The sequence below is a fragment of the Neobacillus driksii genome (assembly GCF_013409995.1).
GTDB lineage: Bacteria > Bacillota > Bacilli > Bacillales > Cytobacillaceae > Neobacillus > Neobacillus driksii.
In genome coordinates this window covers 200,808-222,665 of the sequence record NZ_JACCBX010000005.1, presented here as the reverse complement: position 1 = coordinate 222,665, position 21,858 = coordinate 200,808, and the positions used below count along the sequence as shown (strand labels likewise).

At 32.9% G+C, this 21,858-nt stretch carries 18 protein-coding genes; 15 read left to right on the top strand and 3 right to left on the bottom strand.

Annotated elements, in window-relative coordinates; genetic code table 11:
- The first annotated feature begins 88 nt into the window (after positions 1–88).
- Positions 89–3,481, top strand: a complete 3,393-nt coding sequence (locus tag F4694_RS12925; RefSeq protein WP_179598462.1) for an Ig-like domain-containing protein — start codon at positions 89–91, stop codon at positions 3,479–3,481.
- 204 nt (positions 3,482–3,685) lie between these two features.
- Here the strand turns inward: F4694_RS12925 and galU are convergent, their stop codons facing one another.
- Together galU and tagU are read right to left on the bottom strand one after the other, a co-directional pair.
- On the bottom strand, positions 3,686–4,570 hold the full coding sequence (gene galU, locus F4694_RS12920; RefSeq protein WP_179598460.1) for a UTP--glucose-1-phosphate uridylyltransferase GalU: 885 nt from the start codon (positions 4,568–4,570) through the stop codon (positions 3,686–3,688).
- Positions 4,571–4,810: 240 nt separating this feature from the next.
- Entirely contained in the window at positions 4,811–5,752 is a 942-nt protein-coding gene (gene tagU / locus F4694_RS12915) for a polyisoprenyl-teichoic acid--peptidoglycan teichoic acid transferase TagU (RefSeq protein WP_179598458.1), read from the bottom strand.
- Positions 5,753–5,979: 227 nt separating this feature from the next.
- Between tagU and F4694_RS12910 the strand changes: the two genes are divergently transcribed.
- Positions 5,980–6,135 (top strand): hypothetical protein, encoded by a 156-nt coding sequence (locus F4694_RS12910; RefSeq protein WP_179598456.1) that lies wholly within the window; start codon positions 5,980–5,982, stop codon positions 6,133–6,135.
- Positions 6,136–6,173: 38 nt separating this feature from the next.
- On the opposite strand, the gene F4694_RS12905 is transcribed toward F4694_RS12910, so the two are convergent.
- Positions 6,174–6,932, bottom strand: a complete 759-nt coding sequence (locus F4694_RS12905; RefSeq protein WP_179598454.1) for an SGNH/GDSL hydrolase family protein — start codon at positions 6,930–6,932, stop codon at positions 6,174–6,176.
- 423 nt (positions 6,933–7,355) lie between these two features.
- On the opposite strand from F4694_RS12905, the gene F4694_RS12900 reads away from it, so the two are divergent.
- The 13 genes from F4694_RS12900 (at position 7,356) to F4694_RS12840 (ending at position 21,807) form a co-directional block, all read left to right on the top strand.
- The gene (locus F4694_RS12900) at positions 7,356–8,108 is read left to right on the top strand and encodes a YveK family protein (protein ID WP_179598452.1); all 753 of its coding nucleotides are present in this window, start codon (positions 7,356–7,358) and stop codon (positions 8,106–8,108) included.
- Entirely contained in the window at positions 8,080–8,802 is a 723-nt protein-coding gene (locus F4694_RS12895; RefSeq protein ID WP_179598450.1) for a CpsD/CapB family tyrosine-protein kinase, read from the top strand. The genes F4694_RS12900 and F4694_RS12895 overlap by 29 nt, the downstream gene beginning before the upstream one ends.
- A gap of 41 nt (positions 8,803–8,843) precedes the next feature.
- A complete protein-coding gene (locus F4694_RS12890) occupies positions 8,844–9,608 on the top strand; it encodes a tyrosine-protein phosphatase (protein ID WP_179598448.1) in 765 nt (254 codons plus the stop codon).
- 645 nt (positions 9,609–10,253) lie between these two features.
- Positions 10,254–10,919, top strand: coding sequence for a sugar transferase (locus F4694_RS12885; protein WP_179598446.1), 666 nt, complete (start codon positions 10,254–10,256; stop codon positions 10,917–10,919).
- Positions 10,920–11,038: 119 nt separating this feature from the next.
- Positions 11,039–11,980: a GDP-L-fucose synthase gene (fcl, locus tag F4694_RS12880; RefSeq protein WP_179598444.1), complete on the top strand. Its 942-nt coding sequence runs from the start codon at positions 11,039–11,041 to the stop codon at positions 11,978–11,980.
- Between the two features lie 18 nt (positions 11,981–11,998).
- A complete protein-coding gene (gmd, locus tag F4694_RS12875) occupies positions 11,999–13,078 on the top strand; it encodes a GDP-mannose 4,6-dehydratase (RefSeq protein WP_179598442.1) in 1,080 nt (359 codons plus the stop codon).
- A 423-nt stretch (positions 13,079–13,501) separates the two neighbouring features.
- Positions 13,502–14,311 carry a hypothetical protein gene (locus F4694_RS12870; protein ID WP_179598440.1) on the top strand — a complete coding sequence of 270 codons (810 nt, stop codon included), beginning with the start codon at positions 13,502–13,504 and terminating at the stop codon, positions 14,309–14,311.
- 1 nt (position 14,312) lies between these two features.
- Entirely contained in the window at positions 14,313–15,737 is a 1,425-nt protein-coding gene (locus tag F4694_RS12865; protein WP_179598438.1) for an oligosaccharide flippase family protein, read from the top strand.
- An 81-nt stretch (positions 15,738–15,818) separates the two neighbouring features.
- Positions 15,819–16,880 (top strand): glycosyltransferase family 4 protein, encoded by a 1,062-nt coding sequence (locus F4694_RS32660; RefSeq protein ID WP_218895640.1) that lies wholly within the window; start codon positions 15,819–15,821, stop codon positions 16,878–16,880.
- Positions 16,881–16,888: 8 nt separating this feature from the next.
- Positions 16,889–18,040, top strand: coding sequence for an O-antigen ligase family protein (locus tag F4694_RS12855; protein ID WP_179598434.1), 1,152 nt, complete (start codon positions 16,889–16,891; stop codon positions 18,038–18,040).
- A gap of 132 nt (positions 18,041–18,172) precedes the next feature.
- Complete coding sequence (locus F4694_RS12850) at positions 18,173–19,363, top strand: glycosyltransferase family protein (RefSeq protein ID WP_179598432.1); 1,191 nt, start codon at positions 18,173–18,175, stop codon at positions 19,361–19,363.
- Between the two features lie 38 nt (positions 19,364–19,401).
- Positions 19,402–20,160: a glycosyltransferase family 2 protein gene (locus F4694_RS12845; RefSeq protein ID WP_179598430.1), complete on the top strand. Its 759-nt coding sequence runs from the start codon at positions 19,402–19,404 to the stop codon at positions 20,158–20,160.
- 327 nt (positions 20,161–20,487) lie between these two features.
- Positions 20,488–21,807, top strand: coding sequence for a UDP-glucose dehydrogenase family protein (locus F4694_RS12840; RefSeq protein WP_179598428.1), 1,320 nt, complete (start codon positions 20,488–20,490; stop codon positions 21,805–21,807).
- The last annotated feature ends 51 nt before the right edge of the window (positions 21,808–21,858 follow it).

Here is a 21,858-nt window from a genome sequence, read left to right as displayed (position 1 = left end):
ACGATGAACAAAAACTGGCAAAAAAGGTAGAAAAATAGAGTAATATAGCATTGTAACTCAAATAATGTAGAAAAAGGGTGAGTTAATTTTGGGAAGTAAGAGAGAGAAAAAGGTTATACCTACAGTACTTACAGTATCATTGCTGGCAGGAAATTTATTCGGCACCATTCCTGTCATAGCAGCAGGTGAAGCAGCAACACCAATCACAAACCTCGCGACAGGGGAATTTAAAGATGCGGTTGCGCTGGAAATCAACAAAGCAGTCACGGGTGCGCTTAAGGAAAATGTAAGTGACTACTACAAGTTCACTGTTACGGCCAAACAACAAGTCCGTTTTTCAATTCCGAGAGTGCCGAATGTAGGCTGGACAGTGTCTATCTATAATGGAAGCGAAAGTAAGATTACGTACTTCCATACAGGTCACGGTTCACTAGCAACGGGAGTGGAAGAGAAGACAATCGTTTTAGAACCAGGAACATATTATGTAAAAGTTTCTGAGTATTCCCAAGCAGTAGACGTACCGTATCAACTAACAGTTTCCTCTCCATTGTTCTCTAAATCACAAATAACCGTGACAGATAATAAAGACAGTGCAGATGTTGTGAATGTAGCAGGGTTAGAAAAAGGCGATACCATTAATATCTATGACGCAGCAACTGGTGGATTAAGGCTGGCAACAGCAACCGCTTCAGACACCGGACAGGTATCATTGTCCCTTAAAGAATTTGGTCTGGTATCAGGCAAAGTGTATGTAGCATTGAAAAAATCAGGATGGGATGAGAGCCAACGAGTAGAAGTTGAAATCACAGGTGTACAATCGAATCCACTCAAAGCGGATCAAGTTGTCATTGTAAATAATACAGGCGTAGTAGATGTGATAACTATTAAGAATCTAACAGAAAATGATGTTGTGAAGCTTTACGATACTGCCGGCAACTTGCTTGGAACCAGTCTGCCAGCTGTATCAGGTCAAGCAACTATTGAAGTAGCTCAACTTGGCCAAGAAGCAGGTAAAGTATATGTTACTGTAACATCACTGGGTTATGCAGAAAGTGCAAAAACAGAGCTTACTTACTTGGGAGAAAAAGACGTAACACCTCCAGCTCAACCAGTGGTGGATGAGGTAAATGATAAGAATACAACACTTACAGGACAAGCAGAAGCTGGTGCGAAAGTAGAAGTTTTAGTAAATGGAACCGTCATTGGCAGTACGACAGCTGGAGCAGATGGAAAGTTTACGGTCACTATCCCTGCTCAAAAAGCAGGAATAGAATTAGAGGTTAAAGCAACAGACGAAGCTGGAAATATCAGTACAGCAGCAAAAGTAGTAGTAAAAGACGCAACAGCACCAGAACAACCAACAGTAAACCCAGTTACTGATAAGGATACTACTGTAACAGGACAAGCAGAAGTTGATTCGAAGGTAGAAGCAAAAGCAAATGGAGCGAACATTGGTAGTGTAACAGCTGGTGCAGATGGAAAGTTTATCGTGACAATCCCTGTTCAAAAAGCAGGAGTTGAAGTGGAGGTTACAGCTACGGACAAAGCTGGGAATATAAGTACAGTAGCGAAAGTGGCAGTAAAAGACGTAACAGCACCTGAACAACCATCGGTAAATCCAGTAACAGATAAAGATACTTCTGTAGTCGGACAGGCAGAAGCCGATTCTAAAATAGAAATAAAAGCAAATGGAACGGTCATTGGCAGTGCTACAGCTGGGGGTAATGGGAAGTTTACCGTCACAATCCCTGTTCAAAAAGCAGATACAGAATTAGAAGTTACGGCAACAGACAAAGTTGGAAATGTAAGTGAAGCAGCGAAAGTAGTAGTAAAAGACCTAACGGCATCTGGACAGCCATCAGTAAATCCAGTTACGGATAAGGATACTACTGTAACAGGAGAAGCAGAGGCTGGATCAAAGGTAGAAGTTAAAGCAGATGGAACAATTATTGGTAGCTCTACAGCTGGTCAAGATGGAAAGTTTACGGTCACCATCCCTGTTCAAAAAGCAGGTACGGAAGTAGAAGTTACCGCTACAGATAAAGCTGGAAATGTAAGTGCCGCAGCAAAAGTAGTGGTAAAAGACGTAACCTCACCTGTAAAACCAACTGTAAATGATGTAACTGACAAGGATACTATGGTATCAGGGCAAGCAGAAGCAGGCTCGAAAGTGGAAGTGAACGTAAATGGAGCAGTTATCGGCAGTGGCACAGCAGGTGTGGATGGTAAATTTACCGTTACAATCCCCGTTCAAAAGGCAGAAACGAAGTTAGTAATTATAGCAGCTGATGAAGCAGGAAATGTAAGTGATGGGTTCATAGTAACGGTAAAAGACGTAACAGCTCCAGGAACACCAACAGTTACAGAACTAACCGATATGGAAACAGTAGTGAAAGGTACTTCTGAACCGAATGCCACAGTAATTGCGAAAGTCTCTGGTGTAGAAATTGGCCAAGGAGTGAGCGATGGTAGCGGAAATTATTCAATTACGATTCCTGCCCAGCTAAGTGGTAAGGTTGTTGAAGTGTACGCAGTCGACAAGGCAGGTAATGTAAGTATTGCAACACAAGTTACCGTTCAGAAAAAGCTAGTAACCTTAATCGGTGATACAAGATATGCAACAGCTGCAAAGGTATCGCAAACAGGCTGGGAGACCGCAGAGAGCGTGTTGCTAGTAAACGGCTTTGCGATTGTTGATGGATTGACAGCCACTCCATTAGCGTCTGCAAAAAATGCGCCAATTCTATTAACAACAGCAGATTCAATCCCACAAGTAACATTAGATGAACTTGCACGCTTAAAAACAAAAGAAATTACATTAATTGGTGGAGAGGCAGTAATTTCTCCTAAAGTTGAAAGCATGTTAAAGGCAAAGGGTTATAAAGTCACTCGCATAGGCGGCGTAAACCGTAAAGACACCTCTTTGTTAATTGCGAAGGAACTCGATAAGCTAGTCGATGTGAACACTGTTTATGTAGCCTATGCTTTTGGGGAGCCTGATGCACTGTCAATTTCAGCACAAGCAGGTTTGAAAAAACAGCCAATCATTCTAGTAGACAAAACAACAGTGCCAACAGAGACATTAGCGTGGTTAAAAGATGAACAATTAACAGATGCTTACTTTATCGGCGGGGAAGCGGTCATCGCATCTGCGATCATTAACCAAATTGACAAGATTACTTTGGCAAATGTGCTCAATAACCGAATTAGCGGTACAGATCGGCATGAAACGAATGCAAAGGTCATTAGCAAATTCTATCCGGAAGCGCATTTAAACTCAATTCTGGTAGCAAAATCAGAAACCCTGAGTTTAGTGGATGCTCTAACAGCAGGACCATTAGCAGCTAAATTAGGTTCGCCTGTGGTGTTGGTATCATCCTCTTATGGATTGTTATCATCTCAAAAACAAGTTTTAGCTGGTAAACATTCTAAATACATTCACCAAATTGGCGGAGGAGTGAACCTTTCGGGCATGAAGTAATTACATAAATAATAGAAGAAAAATGGAGCTCCGCTTTTGCTAAGCGGGGATACTATTATATATTATTACAATCTTGATATAACGTATAAGGATTCCAACTAGTTATAATAATATTCAATCTAACAAAAAACTGCATGAACAACTAAACAGAAAAAGCTGATACTTATATGTGAACGTATCCATAAAGTATCAGCTTTTTTAAATTTATTTAATAACAGTGTCTTTCCTAACTAACTCTTTTAAAAAGTCTAGTACCTCTTCATGCAGCTCTTCATCCTGCAAAGCAAACTCCACTGTAGTTTTCACAAAACCAATCTTTTCACCCACATCATAGCGTTTGCCTTCAAAGTCATAAGCAAACACACGTTGAATGCTGTTTAACTTCTGAATGGCATCGGTCAGTTGTATTTCTCCGCCAGCGCCGGTTTCTGGGTTATCTAAAAATCTAAAGATTTCAGGTGTTAGGATGTATCGGCCCATAATTGCTAAATTTGATGGAGCTGTTCCACGTGCTGGCTTTTCAACAAAGTTATTCACCTGGTAAAGACGCCCCGTTTGAATCAATGGATCGATAATCCCGTAGCGATGTGTTTCATTTTCTGGAACCTGTTGGACACCAATGACTGAAGAAAGGGTAGCTTCATATTCCTCTATTAATTGTCGCAAGCAAGGTGTGTTACTTTGAACAATATCATCACCTAAGAGAACAGCAAACGGCTCATCCCCAATGAAATTGCGAGCACACCAGACAGCATGTCCAAGCCCTTTTGGTTCTTTTTGACGAATATAGTGAATATCAGCTAGGTTAGAGGAATACTGAACCTTGTCGAGTAATTCAAATTTCCCTTTTTCAGCTAAATTTTGCTCAAGTTCATAAGAAGAATCAAAATGATCTTCAATCGAACGTTTTGATTTACCGGTAACAATAATGATATCTTCAATCCCGGAAGCAACAGCTTCTTCGACAATATATTGGATTGTTGGTTTATCAACAATCGGCAGCATTTCCTTTGGCATTGCTTTTGTAGCGGGTAAGAATCGTGTTCCTAATCCTGCTGCCGGAATAATTGCTTTACGTACCTTTTTCATAAAACTAGTCCCGCCCTTTCAATTTTTGTGTTTTTTAGTTTGTTACAAATGCTTGTTTTGAAGGCATGTAAATATTATACAATAGATTCCTGTAAATAATATTCTGACAATTTAGTGGAAGGCTGATTCAAAAAAGTGGAAAAAAGGTCCTGCTTAATTAAGAAAAGGTAAATGGTTTATTTACAAAAATTAAAAGTAGTTATTTGAAAACAAAAAAACTGATTGGGAAACTCATCCCAATCAGTTTGTAGATGCTGTAGTAGACTCTAATTCTAATTGTGCTTTTAACTCATTTTGAACGCGTAATCGTTCATCTTCAGGAATTTGTAGGTAGTATATTCCGTTAATTTTCGTTCCTGCACCTTTTATTTCCATTTGTTGGATGTTGCTTCCTGCACTTTTGTAATTCTTTTGAATATCAACCATTTGATCAAAGGTTAAATTGGTCTTAACATTTTCGCCAATCGCTTTGAATATATCTGAGAAGTTGGCTAAGCTGGAAACACTTGCGCCCTCTTTGATAACAGCCTGGATAACTTGGCGTTGTCTTGTATTACGGCCAAAGTCACCATTAGGATCCTGTTTACGCATTCTAACGTATGGTAATGCTTCCTCTCCAGTTAAGGTAATTTCACCAACTGGGAAATGGACATTGTCTTGAGTAAACTCGAGGTTATTTATGACAGTTACCCCACCAACTGCATTAACGATATCTTTAAACCCTTCCATATTCACCTTCATATAGTAATCAATTGGGATATCTAAAAAGTTCTCCACGGTATCCATCGCCATTTCGACACCCCCAAAGGCGTGGGCATGGTTGATTTTATCCTCAAATCCTTTACCAATGATTTTAGTACGTGTATCACGAGGAATGCTAAGCATTTTAGCAGTGTTTGTATTTGGATTCACGGTAAGGACAATAATCGTATCTGTGCGCCCTTTATCACTTTGTGAATCAACACCAAGCATTAAAACAGAGAAAGGATCCTTTTCAACAAATTCTACCGGCTCTGTACGTTTTTCAGATTGTTTGCGCTCAATCGGAACATGCATGGTATCGACAGCATTTTTAAAAGAATTGTAGACTGTGAAAGCATAGGTTCCGCATGCAATCATTACCACGAGTAGAACAATTCCAGTGGCCTTCAACCACTTCTTACCTTTTTTATTAGATCTCATATGAGTTTACCTCCGAAAAAATGACATTTTTTACGTCTAAGAAATAGAATACCAAAAATGTAGGGAGAATAATACAAGAAAGTTATTACCAATAGCTTAAATCGTAAATTTATTGATAATATTACACAAATATTTCTATTTTACATTAGTTGACAAATGATTTACAAAATTTGAGAAGTTTAGTAGAATAGGCAAAAGATAAATAGAAGGAAGGAGAAATTTGCCGAATGGGGAGTAAGAATAAGGAGGAAGAGTTTACTCCGAATGAATTCTTTGATATCGTTAAGAAGGCTTATGATCGTGGCGTAAGTGACCAAGGTGTTACTGTTGCAAAATTGATTGAAGATTTGAAAATCGACCTGATGAAAATGAAGGCTCAATAATATAGAAGAAAGGCAAACTAGCTTAAAGCTAGTTTGCCTTATTTTTTAACGAAGTATTCAACAAGGTAATTTGCCCATACGTTTAACCCTTCGGCATTGGGACCGCTTTGAGTCACATAATCATTTATTTGAGGATTATCGGTTGCTGGCCAAGCTGACCAATGGTCTAGATACGTTAAATTGTTTAATGTAGCATATTCCTTTAATGCCTTTACTTGAATGGAATAATAATTAGGAAGATAGAATGGATAGGATGGCTGAAGAATGAAGGTAGTTTCTGGACTTTCAGCCTTAATATCATCCATTATTTTTGTCAAATTGGCTAATGTAACATCAATGGTAGTTGTACCGTTGTCATTTAAAAGAAAGGGTTCAATGACAACGAGCTGTGCCTTTTCTGCTGCTATTTCTAACTGTTTATTCCCTGCAATAAAGTCATCTGACGTTGAATCAAATGTATGAAGTGAAGTAGATATTCGTTTACTACCGAAACTTTCTGTTAAGCCTTGAGAAACCACGTTTCCCCATTGAAGTGCACCAGAGCCAACGAAGAGAATCTTAAAAGGGTTACCAGCCTTCATAGAAAGGAGGAACTGATCTTTTGCGGTTTCAGGCCAATTTCCAGCCATCTTCAAATATTCTTCATAATTGTTAGCCGTGTTATTTTCCTGGTCGACTTTCTTATCATGTTCAGATTTAACGGCCTGTACTGTTGTTTGCTTATTCCAAGAAATATGGCTAAAAGCAAGAACACCTATGCAAACCAACGCCCAAATGGCAGTAAGTAAATATTTCATGTTTATACCCCCAAATGCAATTCTTCTATATAGTATAGCAAAAATATACGAAAGAATTGGATTCTATTTACAAAAAAACTATATAATTTACAGATTACTAGTGAAAGTAGTTTTTTTATTGTGATAATATGAGTAATGTCGTAAAAATTCCATTTAATTATGATTAAAGAACTAAATGGGAAATAAGACCATATACAAAAAACTACAAATATTTACAAAAGGTATGGTATTATTGTTTAGGTGATTTACAAAAAAATTGTAAATCTATTTCCAAGTAATAACTACTTTTATTCTACAAAAATCATGTTAAAATGACATAGGTTGAAATAAATATTCACCACCCGTCACAAATTGACAAAGTTCGACAGGTAAAAATGGTATAATACTCTTTGTTTTAAAAAGACACGCACAGGAGGATCTGTAATGGAAGAAACAATTAGTTTGAAAGAATTACTAGAGACGTTAAAGAAACGACTCGTTATGATTATATTGATTACGCTGACTGCTGGTTTAGTGAGCGGAGTCGTTAGTTACTTTTTCCTTACCCCAATATACCAGACTTCGACACAAATTCTTGTTAACCAAGCAAAGAGTGATCAGGCTGCATACAACTACAATGAAGTTCAAACAAATCTTCAGTTAATTAATACCTACAATGTAATTATTAAAAGTCCTGCTATACTAGACAAGGTTGCAGACGAGCTAAAGCTAGATATGACTGCAGCACAACTGAATGAAAAAGTTACTGTTGGAAGTGAAAAGGATTCACAGGTCGTAAACATTTCCGTCCAAGATGAAAGTGCAAATACTGCAGCGAAAATAGCTAATAAAACAGCTGAAGTTTTTAAAACTGAAATTTCGAAAATTATGAATGTAGATAACGTCAGTGTCCTCGCTAAAGCAACAGTAGCTGAGAAACAATCACCAATCAAACCGCAACCGTTGCTAAATGTGGCAATTGCGATTGTTGTTGGTTTAATGGCATCAGTTGGCCTTGCCTTTTTACTTGAATATTTTGATAACACGGTAAAAACTGAACAGGATATTGAAAAAATACTAGGACTTCCTATTCTTGGTGTAATTGCAACGTTTGATAATCAAAAGATGGAAGAATTGAAAAGACGTAAGTCAGCAGTAGGTAGAGCGAATGGAAGAGGTGAGAGTATTGGTGTTTAAGAAAAATAAAAAGGTAAGAACTATAGACCCAGCTAGAAAACTTATTGCTTCATTAGATCCGAAGTCGCCAATTTCAGAACAATATAGAACGATTAGAACAAATATACAATATTCGTCTATTGATAATGAAATCCATACGATCATGGTTACCTCTTCAGGACCTGGTGAAGGTAAATCTACGTCGGCAGCTAACTTGGCGGTTGTCTTTGCTCAACTTGGGAAAAAAGTCCTACTTGTAGATGCGGATCTTCGTAAGCCGACTGCACATCGTACATTTGGTGTTAATAATTTATTTGGTTTTACAACAGTTCTAACAAAGCAAGCAACGCTTGAAAAAACAGTCATTGAAACGGAAGAAAAGGATTTATTTATATTAACTAGTGGACCAGTACCTCCGAACCCGGCAGAACTTTTGAGTTCAAAATCAATGGAGCAATTCATTGAATCTGCACAAAAATTATTCGATTATATTATTTTTGATACACCGCCACTATTAGCAGTAGCAGATCCTCAAATTATTGCAAATAAGGTGGATGGTTCTATTTTTGTTATTTCTAGTGGTAAGACTGAAATTGAACTTGCAAAAAAAGCAAAAGAATTGCTCGATAATGCACAAAGTAAAATGTTAGGAGTTATTTTGAATAATAAAGAAATGAAGAATAACGACTACTACTATTACTACGGTACAAAATAAATATATGAAATAATTAAGTTATTAGAAAGAGAGTGATGGTCGTGATTGATTTACATTGTCATATATTACCAGGTATCGATGACGGAGCACAGTCTCTTTCTGATAGTATTAACATGGCAAGAAAGGCTGTTGAGCAGGGGATTCATACAATAGTTGCAACTCCACATCACATGAATAGTCGTTATGAAAATCCTAAACATTTAATAATTGATAGAGTCGAAGAGCTTAATAAAAAGTTGATTGAAGAGAATATAGATTTGAAGATACTTTCAGGTCAGGAAGTCCGAATACATGGAGAATTGATTGAAGGATATAAAGTGGGAGAAATTTTGCCAGTAAATCATACCTCTTACCTATTAGTAGAATTTCCATCAAACCATGTACCCCGTTATTCTGAAAAATTATTTTATGATCTGCAAATGAATGGACTAACACCAGTGGTTGTCCACCCAGAACGGAATCAGGAAATCATAGAATCCCCAGATATACTTTATCAATTAGTGAAAAAAGGGGCATTGACACAAGTGACTGCAGGGAGCATAAAAGGTGACTTTGGAAAGAAAATAAAAAACTTTTCACTCCAATTAATCGAAGCTAATTTGACTCACTTCATTGCATCTGATGCTCACAATATTAAGGGACGTTCTTTTAAAATGAGAGATGCCTTTGAAGTTATTGAAAAAAAGTACGGTACTGATATTGCTTACATGTTTGAAGAAAATGCTGCTCTCGCCATCGCAGGTAAGCATGTCTATAAAGAGGATCCTGAAAGTATCAAGAGAAAAAGACTATTCAATATATTTTAAATACTAATATGCCGATAAGAATGGCTAACAAGCCAACATATCATTCAGACTTACAGGCTGAACGGCGAGCCGTCCCTGTCCGATATCCAAGGGAGCACTCGATCACGCTGTGGGAGGGAAGAGAGATCTCCAAATCCTTAGACGCATGTCGTCAAAGGTATGATGTGAGGGCGGGTTAGATGCCCAATTTTAATAATATAAAATACATATCTAATGAAAGCATAAGCATTTGTTGGGCTGCGTTTTTATTAGGTATTTATCTTTTTGCAAATTGGTTAGATCTCCATAGAAAAATTGGCGCGAGGATAAAAATGAAAAGGGTCAGAACTGAGGTCATATCCTAGCGATCCTATGTAAAAGAATTCTATTTGTACCTAAAGTAATGTCTACCCTACTATAACTACAAATATGAGTAGATATAATTCTAACACTGAAATCATTTTGTTCCGAAAAAGACAAGTACTGGGAGCAAATTCCAGAGTTTTTTTAATGTAATTTTTATGGAAAATGTCATTGCGTTTGGAAAGGTTAGGATTTTAATACAAAAAGATATTTCTATTCAGCCAAAAGAGATAATAATGAACTTGTCAAATTCAATAAGAGTTCTAATAGTAATATAGAGTTTGATTGCGGGAGGGGATTCCGTTGGAACATAAGAGACAATTTGATTTTTTTCAGGAATATGCTGTTTCAGAAACTTATATCCAATATCTTTATAAAGAAGAAAAGAGACACTTTTACCATCTGACGAAACGCTTATTTGATATTATTTTTTCATTTTTGGGCTTATTAATTACTCTGCCAGTAATATTAGTATTTGCCATAATAATAAGAATTGATTCTCCAGGTCAAGCATTTTTCCTTCAGGAGAGAGTAGGCCTAAATGGAAGTTACTTTAGAATAATCAAATTGAGATCAATGAGAATTGACGCGGAAAAAGGTGGAGCACAATGGGCACAAAAAAATGACCCAAGAGTAACAAATATAGGTTGGTTTATTAGAAAGACTAGAATTGATGAACTACCACAACTTGTAAATGTTCTAAAAGGAGACATGAGTTTAATAGGACCTAGACCAGAAAGACCGGTATTTACTGCACAATTTAATGAAGAAATACCTGGCTTTGTTGAGCGTTTGCGAGTGAAGCCAGGAATAACTGGTTGGGCTCAAGTTAATGGAGGTTATGATATTACACCAAAAGAAAAGCTTGATCTCGATATGGAATACTTAAATAATCTTAGTTTTATTTTAGACCTTTTAATAATAATTAAAACTGTAAAGGTATGCCTAACTGGTAATGGAGCGAGATAGGGCATACGATAGATATATAAAGAGTAATACTTAAATTAAAAATTATATAAATTATAGTTAGTTCATATTTGTTAGTAATCGCATAATTTGACTATATCATTTAAAAGGGAAGGATAAAAATGAATAATAAATCAAAAATATATGTGGCTGGCCATCGTGGTTTAGTCGGTTCAGCAATTGTTAGAATGCTGAATAAAAAAGGTTACAAAAATATCGTATTTCGTACTAGTAAAGAACTAGACCTTAGAGATAAATTTGCAGTGGATAGCTTTTTTGCTGAAGAAAAACCAGAATTTGTTTTTCTTGCTGCAGCAAAAGTTGGGGGTATTGTTGCTAATAACCAATATCCTGCTGACTTTATTCGTGATAACTTATTGATTCAAACTAATATCATAGACGCAGCATATCGAAATAATGTGAAAAAGCTATTATTCCTTGGAAGCACATGTATATATCCAAAATTAGCACCACAGCCATTAAAAGAAGAGTACTTATTAACAGGTTTACTTGAACCTACAAATGAACCATACGCTATTGCAAAAATTGCTGGGATAAAGATGTGCGAATCATATAATCGGCAATATGGTACAGAATATATCTCAGTAATGCCGACTAATTTATATGGGGAAAATGATAATTTTGATTTACATACTTCCCATGTGTTGCCTGCATTGATTCGCAAATTTCATGAAGCAAAAGAAAATAATGCGGAATTTGTTGAAGTATGGGGTACTGGTACACCCAAGCGTGAGTTCTTATATGCAGATGACCTTGCAGATGCATGTATTTACTTAATGAACAATTATACAGGTAATGAAATTGTGAATATCGGAGTTGGAGAAGATATATCCATTAAAGAATTGGCTGGAAAAATTAAAAAGGTTGTAGGTTATACTGGTGAAATAAAGTTCGATACTACTAAACCAGATGGAACACCAAGAAAATTAGTCGATGTTAAAAAGCTTAATCTTTTAGGCTGGAGAGCCACAACAACTTTAGATGATGGACTAGAGAAAGCTTATAACTGGTTCATAGAAAATGAATTTACTAAAATAAACTAATAAATATAGGAGGACAAAATGAAAAAGGCATTAATTACAGGTGTAACTGGACAGGACGGTTCTTATTTAGCAGAACTTCTATTAGAAAAGGGTTATGAGGTACACGGAATGATTCGAAGAAGTTCATCTTATAATCAAGAACGCTTAGAGGATCTACTTACTGAAGAAGAAGTAGATGCACTTTTCAATAGTGGAAACTTTTACCTCCATTATGGAGATGTTACCGATGCGTTAAACGTAACACGAATAATTGGTGAAATACAACCGGATGAAATATACAATTTAGCAGCGCAATCTCATGTGCGAGTTTCATTTGATATGCCAGGATATACATTAGATGTTGATGCAAAAGGGACATTAAATATCCTAGAAGCTGTAAGAATCTTGGGTTTAACAGAAAAAACTCGTGTTTACCAGGCTTCTACTTCTGAGCTGTTTGGAAAAGTTCAAGAGGTACCACAAAGAGAAACAACACCATTTTATCCTCGCTCTCCATATGGTGTAGCAAAAATATATGGATTTTGGATTACAAAAAACTACCGTGAATCTTACAACATGTTCGCAGTAAATGGTATTTTATTTAATCATGAATCAGAACGTCGTGGAGAAACCTTCGTTACCCGAAAAATTACTTTGGCTGCAGCACGTATTGCACAAGGTAAACAAAAAAAATTAACATTGGGTAATCTTGATTCTTTGCGTGACTGGGGATATGCTAAAGATTACGTTGAATGTATGTGGCTAATTCTTCAACATGATACCCCGGAGGATTTTGTTATTGCAACAGGTGAAATGCATACAGTCCGTGAATTTGTAGAAATTGCATTAAAACACGTAGGAATTGAAATTGAATGGTCAGGAAAGGGCATTGAAGAAAAAGGAATAAATAAAAAAACAGGAGAGATAATTGTTGAAGTTGACCCAAAATTCTTCCGTCCTGCAGAAGTGGAGCAGCTATTAGGTGATCCAAATAAGGCTAGAACATTATTAGGATGGAACCCAACAAAAACTTCTTTTGAAGAATTGGTACGTATCATGGTTACAGCAGATGTAGAAAAGGTCGAGAAAGAAGTAAAAAATAAGAAAATGTTTGATTAATTTAGGATAATTACGGAAATTAATCCGTAGCAGTATTGTGACCCAAGGGCATATACAATGCTATAAAACATTTTGTTTATTTACTACAGAAAATGATATTTCTGCATATTAAAATAATTCAATAAGGAGTCTTCCGTCAATTAGGTGATAATCAATTAGGTTATTAGTAGAAGGAAGGCTTCTTTTTTTTAGAAGTGAATTAGATAATGTTGGGAATTTGTCATAATGCATTGGGCAGGAAAATATTAAGAATTAATACTATTAAAATTAGTATAGTTATAATTAAAAGGTTTAAGCTTATGTTTTGCACTAATAGTTTTAGATTTCTAAAATTAAATTTGATAAAAAAACATATTGCAATACAAAAAATGATTACTGTAAAATCATTAGATCTGTTTAATATGAAGAGGGAGATTGAAGATTTTGAAGATTCTTTTGAATTATGCTGATATCAACTTTAGAAAACAACAAAAGCTAAACTCTAAAACAGGTTTAAATGTAGGAGGATTTGATAAAGTTATAGAATTTAACCCTGAATTATTAGGGGATGAATTTTACAAAGAACATGGATCCTTCGTTGCAAATAATAAAAAAGGGGCAGGCTATTGGATATGGAAACCCTATTTAATACTAAAGACTTTATTAGAGTATTCAAATGAGGGAGATTATATTTTTTATTGTGATTCTGGGGCCATGTTTATTAATTCCGTTGAGTATTTAATAGAGGCTCTAGAGAAGTCTAATCAAGAAATTCTCTTAACTGAAATTCCATTATTAGAATATCAATGGACAAAGAAAGAATGTTTTATTGAATTAGGTTGTGAAGGAGATGAATACAAAAATACTAATCAAATTCAAGGTGGATTTATCCTAATTAAAAATAGCAGAAACACTATAAGGTTTTTCGAAAATTTCATGAATGTTTGTTCTAATTATAAATTAATTAGTGATGTAATGGATGAGAATATTAACAAAGATTTACTTTCACATCGACATGATCAATCTTTATTAAGTTTGTTAGCAAAAAGGGAAAAACTTGAAGTCTTTAGAGATATTTCTCAATATGGGATTAGACCATGGCAGTATATTAAACCTGATAGGGATTACTGTATTAGGAAATACCCGAACTCAACATATCCTCAAATTGTAAATTTATTCCGGAGAGACAATTGGAGAAAAGTACTAGTAAAAGAAAAAATAAAAGATTTAATTGGTGCTAGATTGAGGTATTAAAATGAAAAGGCTAGTTCAAAATTATTTATATAATTTAGGTTATCAGATTATAGTACTTATATTACCATTTATTACAATTCCTTATTTAACCAGGGTGCTCGGTGCAGAGAATCTAGGGATTGAAACATATACACTCTCAATAGTATCAATATTTTCAGCATTTGCAACATCCGGGACAACTGTTTTTGCAACAAGAATGGTTGCAAATTTAAGGAATGAACAAGATGAGTTAAATAAAATTACCTATAATATTTTTCTAATAAGAACAGTTATGGGAATAATTGTTATAATAATATTTTATCTAATTGCATTTAAATTAAAGTATACAAACTTTCTAATCTTACAAATGATATTATTATTAGCAAACGTTTTATTTGATTTCACTTGGTATTTTTCTGGGAAAGAAAGGTTCAAAGAATTAACAACAAGAAATCTTCTCGTAAAAATAGTAGGTTTCCTCTTGACAATAATACTAGTAAAGGATTTAGGCGATTTAGATATTCTAATAATTATAAATGGTTTAGTGTTATTAGTTCCTAACATATATTTTACGATAATATTCTTGCGAGAAGTTGGGAAGCCAAAAAGGAAATATTTTAATACCGAAACACTATTGAACCTTGTTAAGTTGTTATCCCCTTTTTTTTTGTTGGCATTTGTAACTCAAGTTTATATGAATATTGATAAATTAATTATCGAACATTTTAATATGACTTATGAATTAGGTATATATAGTCAAATGATTAAATCTTTTAATGTATTTTTAGCACCAATTACTGCAATAGGGACCATTTTAATGCCTTTTATGTCAAATTTGCATTATAAAAAAAGTCAGAATGAAATGAAAGACATATTAAAATTGAGTACAAATCTAATTTTTCTATTATCGATTCCTATCTTTTTTGGATTGTTATTGATATCGGAGGAATTTGTGGAACTATACTTTGGACATAATTATATTGATTATCTTGGTATTTTTAGAATCGGCCTTGTGTTAATTATAACTGGTAGCTTATCAAATATTATTATCCAACAAGTCGTTTTACCTAATTTTCAAGAAAAAATATATTTACAGGGACTAGTAGTAGCAACAATTGTCAGACTACTAATTTTAATATTGTTTATAAATTTTATTAATATTTATGCTGCAATCTTAGCATTCCTGATAAGTGAACTTTTATTATTGTCTTGGTGTATTTTTAAGACAAAAAAAATAATCAATGTTATTCCTGAACTATTCAGTCTAAATAATCTTAAAATAATTTGTTCAGGGTTAATTATGATAATTGTTTTAAAGATATTAAGCTTAGGGATTTTTGGAAGTATTATTTTGGGATGTTTAATATATCCTCTATTACTGACTATATTTAGGGAGAATTTATCCAAAAAAATAAAATTAAATTTCTCTAAATTGTTTAACAATTAGTTTTTCTTACACTATTTAATGGAATAAATTTAGAGGTTTTGAAGGTGATTTCTCATTACTTTAGTTTAAAATAAATAAAAAGTGATTAAGGTTGTGGAAAATATGCATAAAGTGTATTTGGCCGATAATAGTTTTTCCGGACATCATAAGGTTTATTTAGATTCATTATTGGCTATTGATAGTACAATTGATATTTCTATTGAAACGAAATTTAATCAAGATAAAATCAATATAAATTATTATTTAGATAGATATAAATTCATAAACAACATTACTTCAATGATTGAAGGACCAAATAATAGCTTGATTCTTCATCTTTTATATATTGATAATCTGTATACCAATCCCGTGTTTCCATCTTTTTTGAAAAATCATACGATTATTGGAACATTACATCACTATCCCCAAAATAAAATAAAAATGAAATTATTAAAAATTTTTTCTAGAAAAATTACTTTAATAATTGTTCATTCCGAATATATAAAAAACATATTGAAAAAGAATGGGATTTCTAATGTTGAAGTAGTTCATTATCCTAGTTTTTATGAATATGAAATGATTAGTGATAAGTATGCAATCAAGAAAGATCTAGGAATACCTACTGATAAAATTGTTTTATCTGCTCTTGGGGGAACACGATCAGATAAAGGTCTAGATATATTATTAGAAAGCTTTAAATATATTCCAGATGATATAAAGAGAAAAGTATTATTAAACATTGTGGGTAAAGAAGAAACATATAATGAAGAATTTATAAATGAAAAAATAAAAAATTATGGTATCAATTCAAGAATCTATCTTGATTTTGTATCTGATGAAGATTTTATTTCAAACGTACTAATTAGTGATTTTATTATATTACCTTACCGTAAATTTTTTACTGGAAATAGTGGTCCTATGACTGAGTCTATAAGAAATAATATCCCTGTTATTGGACCTGATTATGGAAATCTTGGTTACTTAATTAATAAATATAACTTGGGCTATACCTTTGATGTAGAGGATCCTATTTCTTTAGCAACAACAATTACCAATGGTATAGAAAATAAAAACAGGGATTTTAAAAGTAAATATAGTGAATATATTTCGGTGGAAAAATTTAAAGAAAGCTACAAAAATTTGTACAAAGGATTAGCAAAATAGGAGAAGTTATGAAAACTAGTTTAATACAGGATAAAATTTTACCCTTCTTAATGGTTGTATTTATCTATAGCTATGCATTAGAGGCAATACTTATAAAAAATATTGATATGACAATACCGACTTTTTTTATAATATGTCTTGTTATAATATTGCTTGTATTTCAGAAAAATTCCTTAAAAATATTTAATGTTGAAGATTATATAATATTAACATTTATTTTATATTTACTGACGCATTCTATTTTTATATCCGAGCCCCAAGAAGCCCTTAAGATAATATTCGGTTCTATAATTGCATTTTATATAGGGCGTTATGCAGATATGTTAAAGGAAGGTAATTACAAATTTCTTAAAAAAACAATAAATATATTCACATATATATTGTTAATTTTTATCTTTATAAATTTTTTTAGTGATAGTAACCAATATAGAGTAACTGTAGGAGAGTCAAACCCCATAGCAATTGGCGAACTTTTGGGAATTTTTGCTATATTAAATTTTTTTGATGAAAATGGAATAAATAAAAGTAAAATTGAAATTTTAAATACTTTTATAGGACTTTTTGTAATTTTGGCGATTGTTGGTAGTAGAGGTGCCTTTTTTGCAACCATTTTATCAATTGTAGTAATCTCGATTATTATTTCTACTTTGAAAAAGAAAATTTATTTAATTTTAGGTATATCATTACTCTCATATCTTTACTTTATTATTACTACAAGTTCGTATGTCTTAAATAAATTTCCAACAATATTTAGATTCTCCTTTAATAATATTATAAATGATCCATCAATTACTGGTAATCAAAAATTTACTGGGCGGTTTGATGTATACTTGGAAAGTATTAGATTATTCCAGGAAAATCCCATTTTTGGTGCAGGCGCAAATGTTGTTTATTCTCACAATATTTTTCTCGAACTATTAGCTTCCACGGGTTTAGTTGGCTTTTTGATTATTGTATTTTTCTTAGCAATACTATTTTTCAGGATTTGGCATTTATTAAAAAATAAATATGCAATCTCCTTAATTAGTGTTTTTATCTTTCTTTTTATTTACAGACAATCTAGTTTTAATCTAACCAACTCTAAAAGTGTATTTTTATTCGCAGGAATAATTGTAAGCATATATTACTCCTTAAAATTGAAATCTAAAAAAGAACTTTAATAAATCTCATTTATCAATAATCTAAAATATAATTAAAATAATTAGAAAAATAGTTGAAGATAAATTTATTAAACTAGTATCTTTACAACTATACGTCCTGAAAAGATATGAGGTAGGTGTATTAGTATTAATATGTACTCAGAAATAACAATTGTAGTTGTGGCATTTAATCGACCAAAATCTTTATTAAGAATTTTAAGTTCAATTTGTAATGCAAATTACGGAAAAGATTCAGTTAGATTAGTTATTAGTATAGATAAGGCTTCAAATAATAATGATGTCATTGATATCGCAAATGAATTTAAATGGGATTTTGGCGAGAAAATTGTAAATGTCCAGGAAACGAACCTTGGCTTAAAAAAGCATATAATTCAGTGTGGAGACCTAACAGAAAAATACGGTAATATCATATTGTTAGAAGATGACCTGTTTGTATCTAAAGAATTTTATAATTATGCAAAGGACGCTTTAAATTATTATAGTGAAAATAATGAAATAGCTGGTATATCTCTGTACTCACATCGGTTTAATGAAACTGCGGGATTACCTTTTCAACCAATTTCAGATGGTTATGATAATTTCTTTATGCAATTACCTTCCTCTTGGGGGCAACTATGGACTGAAAAACAATGGAAACAATTTAAAGAATGGTATATAAGGAATAGTGAAAATAATACTAGGTTTAATTCAAATTTACCAAATAATATTAAGAATTGGCCAGATTCGTCTTGGAAGAAATATTTTACACTATATATGATTGAAGAAAACAAGTTTTTTGTTTACCCTTTTACTTCTTATACAACGAATTTTGGAGATATTGGAAAGCATTATTGGAAAACTAATACTACACTTCAAGTACCAATTAATAATGTAGGGAAAAAACACTGTTTTTCAAATTTAGAAGAAACTGATTCTATATACGATGCTTATTGTGAAAATATAAATTTGTATAAATATTTAATTTTAGAAAGTCCTGATGATATCCTTGTTGATCTTTACGGTGGTAAAAAAGAATATAAAAATAAGCGTTATATAATAACTACAAAAATACTAAATTATAAAATTATTAAGTCTTATTCTATGTCTTTAAAACCTCTAGAAGAAAATATAATTAGAGATATATCAGGAGATCAAGTTTATATATATGATACTTTTGAAAAAGAAATAAAGGGTGGATTAAAAGATAATGAAAACCTACATCATCAACTTGAATACTATTACCCTGGTATGGATATAAGAAAAGCATTTAAATTGTTATTCAATTTATATACAGTAAAGCTAATTTGGAAGGCAATAAAGGTTAAGATTCTAAAGGCTAGATAAAAATGAGCATAACTATTTATGGATAAGGGGAAACAATTTTGAATCCAACTGTTAGTATTATTACAGTAGCATATAATAGTGAGAAAACAATTAAGGACACTATCGAATCGGTTTTATGTCAATCATATCAAAATATAGAATATATAATAGTAGATGGGAAATCTAATGATAAAACCATTGAAATTGCAAGTTCATATAAGAATAAATTTAAAGAAAGATTAAGAATTATTTCGGAAGAGGACAATGGTCTTTACGATGCTATGAATAAAGGTATTACTGCTGCTAAAGGGGATATTATTGGTATAATAAATTCAGACGATTTTTATATTGACAAAAAAGTTATAGAAAAAGTAGTAAGTAGAATGGTTAGGGAAAATGTAGATTCCCTTTATGCTAATTTAGTATTTATTAGCGATATTGATAAGAATAAAATAGTTAGAACTTGGATTGCTAAAACAGGAAGTTTTAGGATGGGGTGGAACCCACCGCATCCAACTGTATTTATAAAGAAAAGTGTTTACGAAAAATACGGATTATTTAATACGAGTTTTAGAATTGCGGCGGATTACGATATCCTTTATAGATTTTTTGAAAAATATAAAATAACAACTACTTATTTAAATGAATATATTGTTAAGATGAGAATAGGTGGAGAATCTACTAAAGGGATAAAAAGTAATATTAAAGGTAATATGGAAATTTATCGTATTTTGAAAAAGTATAATCAAAGATTTTGTTTTTTAGTTCTTCAAATTCGTCTTTTAAGGAAAATATTACAGGTGAAAATAGGAAAATAAAATGTTTATAATATTAGTGAGCATTACCTACTTTTCAAAAAATAAACGATGATGTCATATCATGTGAATCTAATACTCATAAAGCGAATAGGCATTCTCAAGTTTATTATTCGAAATCTTATCAGAGTAAATGGATGAGCTGTAATTGCTGTATACCCATTTAACCTCTCACTTTAGGACAAGTAGAAGAGTTGTTTATTCTAATTGGATGCTCTAAAAGTCATTTGATCAGTCTAATAATAAGAGCAACATAGAATTGGTTCGATAATGTGATAATAAATCTATTAAAATTCAGTGACATTTATTATAAAGGAAGGTGGGACAAAAATGAAAATTGCTGTAGCTGGAACGGGTTATGTTGGCTTAGTTACCGGGGTTTGTCTGGCTGAACATGGTCATAACGTAACTTGTGTAGATATAGACGATAGTAAAGTTGACTTAATGAAGGCTGGAGTTTCCCCGATATTTGAACCTGATCTTGAAGAATTAATGATAAAAAATTTAGATGGATTGTATTTTACTACAGATTATAAAACCGCTTATAAGGATGCGGATGTTATATTTATTGGTGTTGGTACTCCAGAAAAGAAGGATGGATCAGCTAATTTAAGCTATGTTTATGGAGTAGCTGAGCAAATTGCTGAAAGTATAGAGAAGGATTGTGTAGTAGTTGTTAAATCGACAGTACCAATAGGTACAAATGATAAGATTGAAGCTATGATTAAATCCAATTTGTCACATAATGTAAATGTATATGTAGCTTCTAATCCTGAGTTTTTGGCACAAGGTACTGCAGTAAGGGATACACTGCACCCTTCAAGAATTGTTATTGGTGTCGAAGAGCCAATAGCAGGTGAAGTTTTAAAAGAGGTATATAAGGATTTTGATGCACCTATTGTGATTACAAACAGGAAAAGTGCTGAGATGATCAAGTATGCATCAAATGATTTTCTAGCCCTAAAAATATCCTTTATTAATGAAATTGCAAACCTTTGTGAAATTATAGGGGCTGACATAGAAGATGTTGCTCATGGAATGGGCTATGATAGTCGGATAGGAAATAGATTCTTAAATGCAGGTATAGGATACGGTGGCTCTTGTTTTCCTAAAGATACAAAAGCACTGCATTGGCTAGCTAATTTTCATGATAATGAGTTAAAAACTATTAAGGCTGCAATTGATGTGAATGAGAATCAAAAACTTAAATTGGTAAAAAAGTCTCGGAAGTACTTTGATAATTTTAAAGGTCTTAATGTAGCAGTTTTAGGATTAACCTTCAAACCAGGTACTGATGATTTAAGGGAAGCTCCATCTCTTTTAAATATTCCAATTATGCTAGAGGATGGCGCTAATATTAAAGCATGGGATCCGGTTGGAGTAGATAACTTTAAGAAAATATATCCCCATGAAATAACTTACTGCAACACGATTGAGGACACCCTAAAGGCTGCGGACGTATGCTTTATATTTACTGAATGGGATGAAGTTAAGAATTTTGACATAACAAAGTATAATAAGTTAATGAGAACTCCAATTGTACTTGATGGTAGAAACTGTTATGACTTGGCAAGTGTAAAAAAAGCAAACATCACTTATGATTCCATTGGAAGAGAAACTTTATATATATTAGAAGCGTCTCCAGTTTAGTTTTAAGCGATTAAGTATTAAACAATTTTTTTAGGTCCAAGAGGCTTTTTT

Bases quoted from the DNA above. Each gene is read 5' to 3' on its own strand.
- F4694_RS12910 (WP_179598456.1), top strand. From the start codon at position 5,980: ATGGGGAGTAAGAATAAGGAGGAAGAGTTTACTCCGAATGAATTCTTT.
- galU (WP_179598460.1), bottom strand. From the start codon at position 4,570: ATGAAAAAGGTACGTAAAGCAATTATTCCGGCAGCAGGATTAGGAACA.
- fcl (WP_179598444.1), top strand. From the start codon at position 11,039: ATGAATAATAAATCAAAAATATATGTGGCTGGCCATCGTGGTTTAGTC.
- F4694_RS12855 (WP_179598434.1), top strand. From the start codon at position 16,889: ATGAAAACTAGTTTAATACAGGATAAAATTTTACCCTTCTTAATGGTT.
- F4694_RS12895 (WP_179598450.1), top strand. From the start codon at position 8,080: ATGGAAGAGGTGAGAGTATTGGTGTTTAAGAAAAATAAAAAGGTAAGA.
- tagU (WP_179598458.1), bottom strand. From the start codon at position 5,752: ATGAGATCTAATAAAAAAGGTAAGAAGTGGTTGAAGGCCACTGGAATT.
- F4694_RS12840 (WP_179598428.1), top strand. From the start codon at position 20,488: ATGAAAATTGCTGTAGCTGGAACGGGTTATGTTGGCTTAGTTACCGGG.
- F4694_RS12865 (WP_179598438.1), top strand. From the start codon at position 14,313: ATGAAAAGGCTAGTTCAAAATTATTTATATAATTTAGGTTATCAGATT.
- F4694_RS12900 (WP_179598452.1), top strand. From the start codon at position 7,356: ATGGAAGAAACAATTAGTTTGAAAGAATTACTAGAGACGTTAAAGAAA.
- gmd (WP_179598442.1), top strand. From the start codon at position 11,999: ATGAAAAAGGCATTAATTACAGGTGTAACTGGACAGGACGGTTCTTAT.
- F4694_RS12850 (WP_179598432.1), top strand. From the start codon at position 18,173: ATGTACTCAGAAATAACAATTGTAGTTGTGGCATTTAATCGACCAAAA.
- F4694_RS12905 (WP_179598454.1), bottom strand. From the start codon at position 6,932: ATGAAATATTTACTTACTGCCATTTGGGCGTTGGTTTGCATAGGTGTT.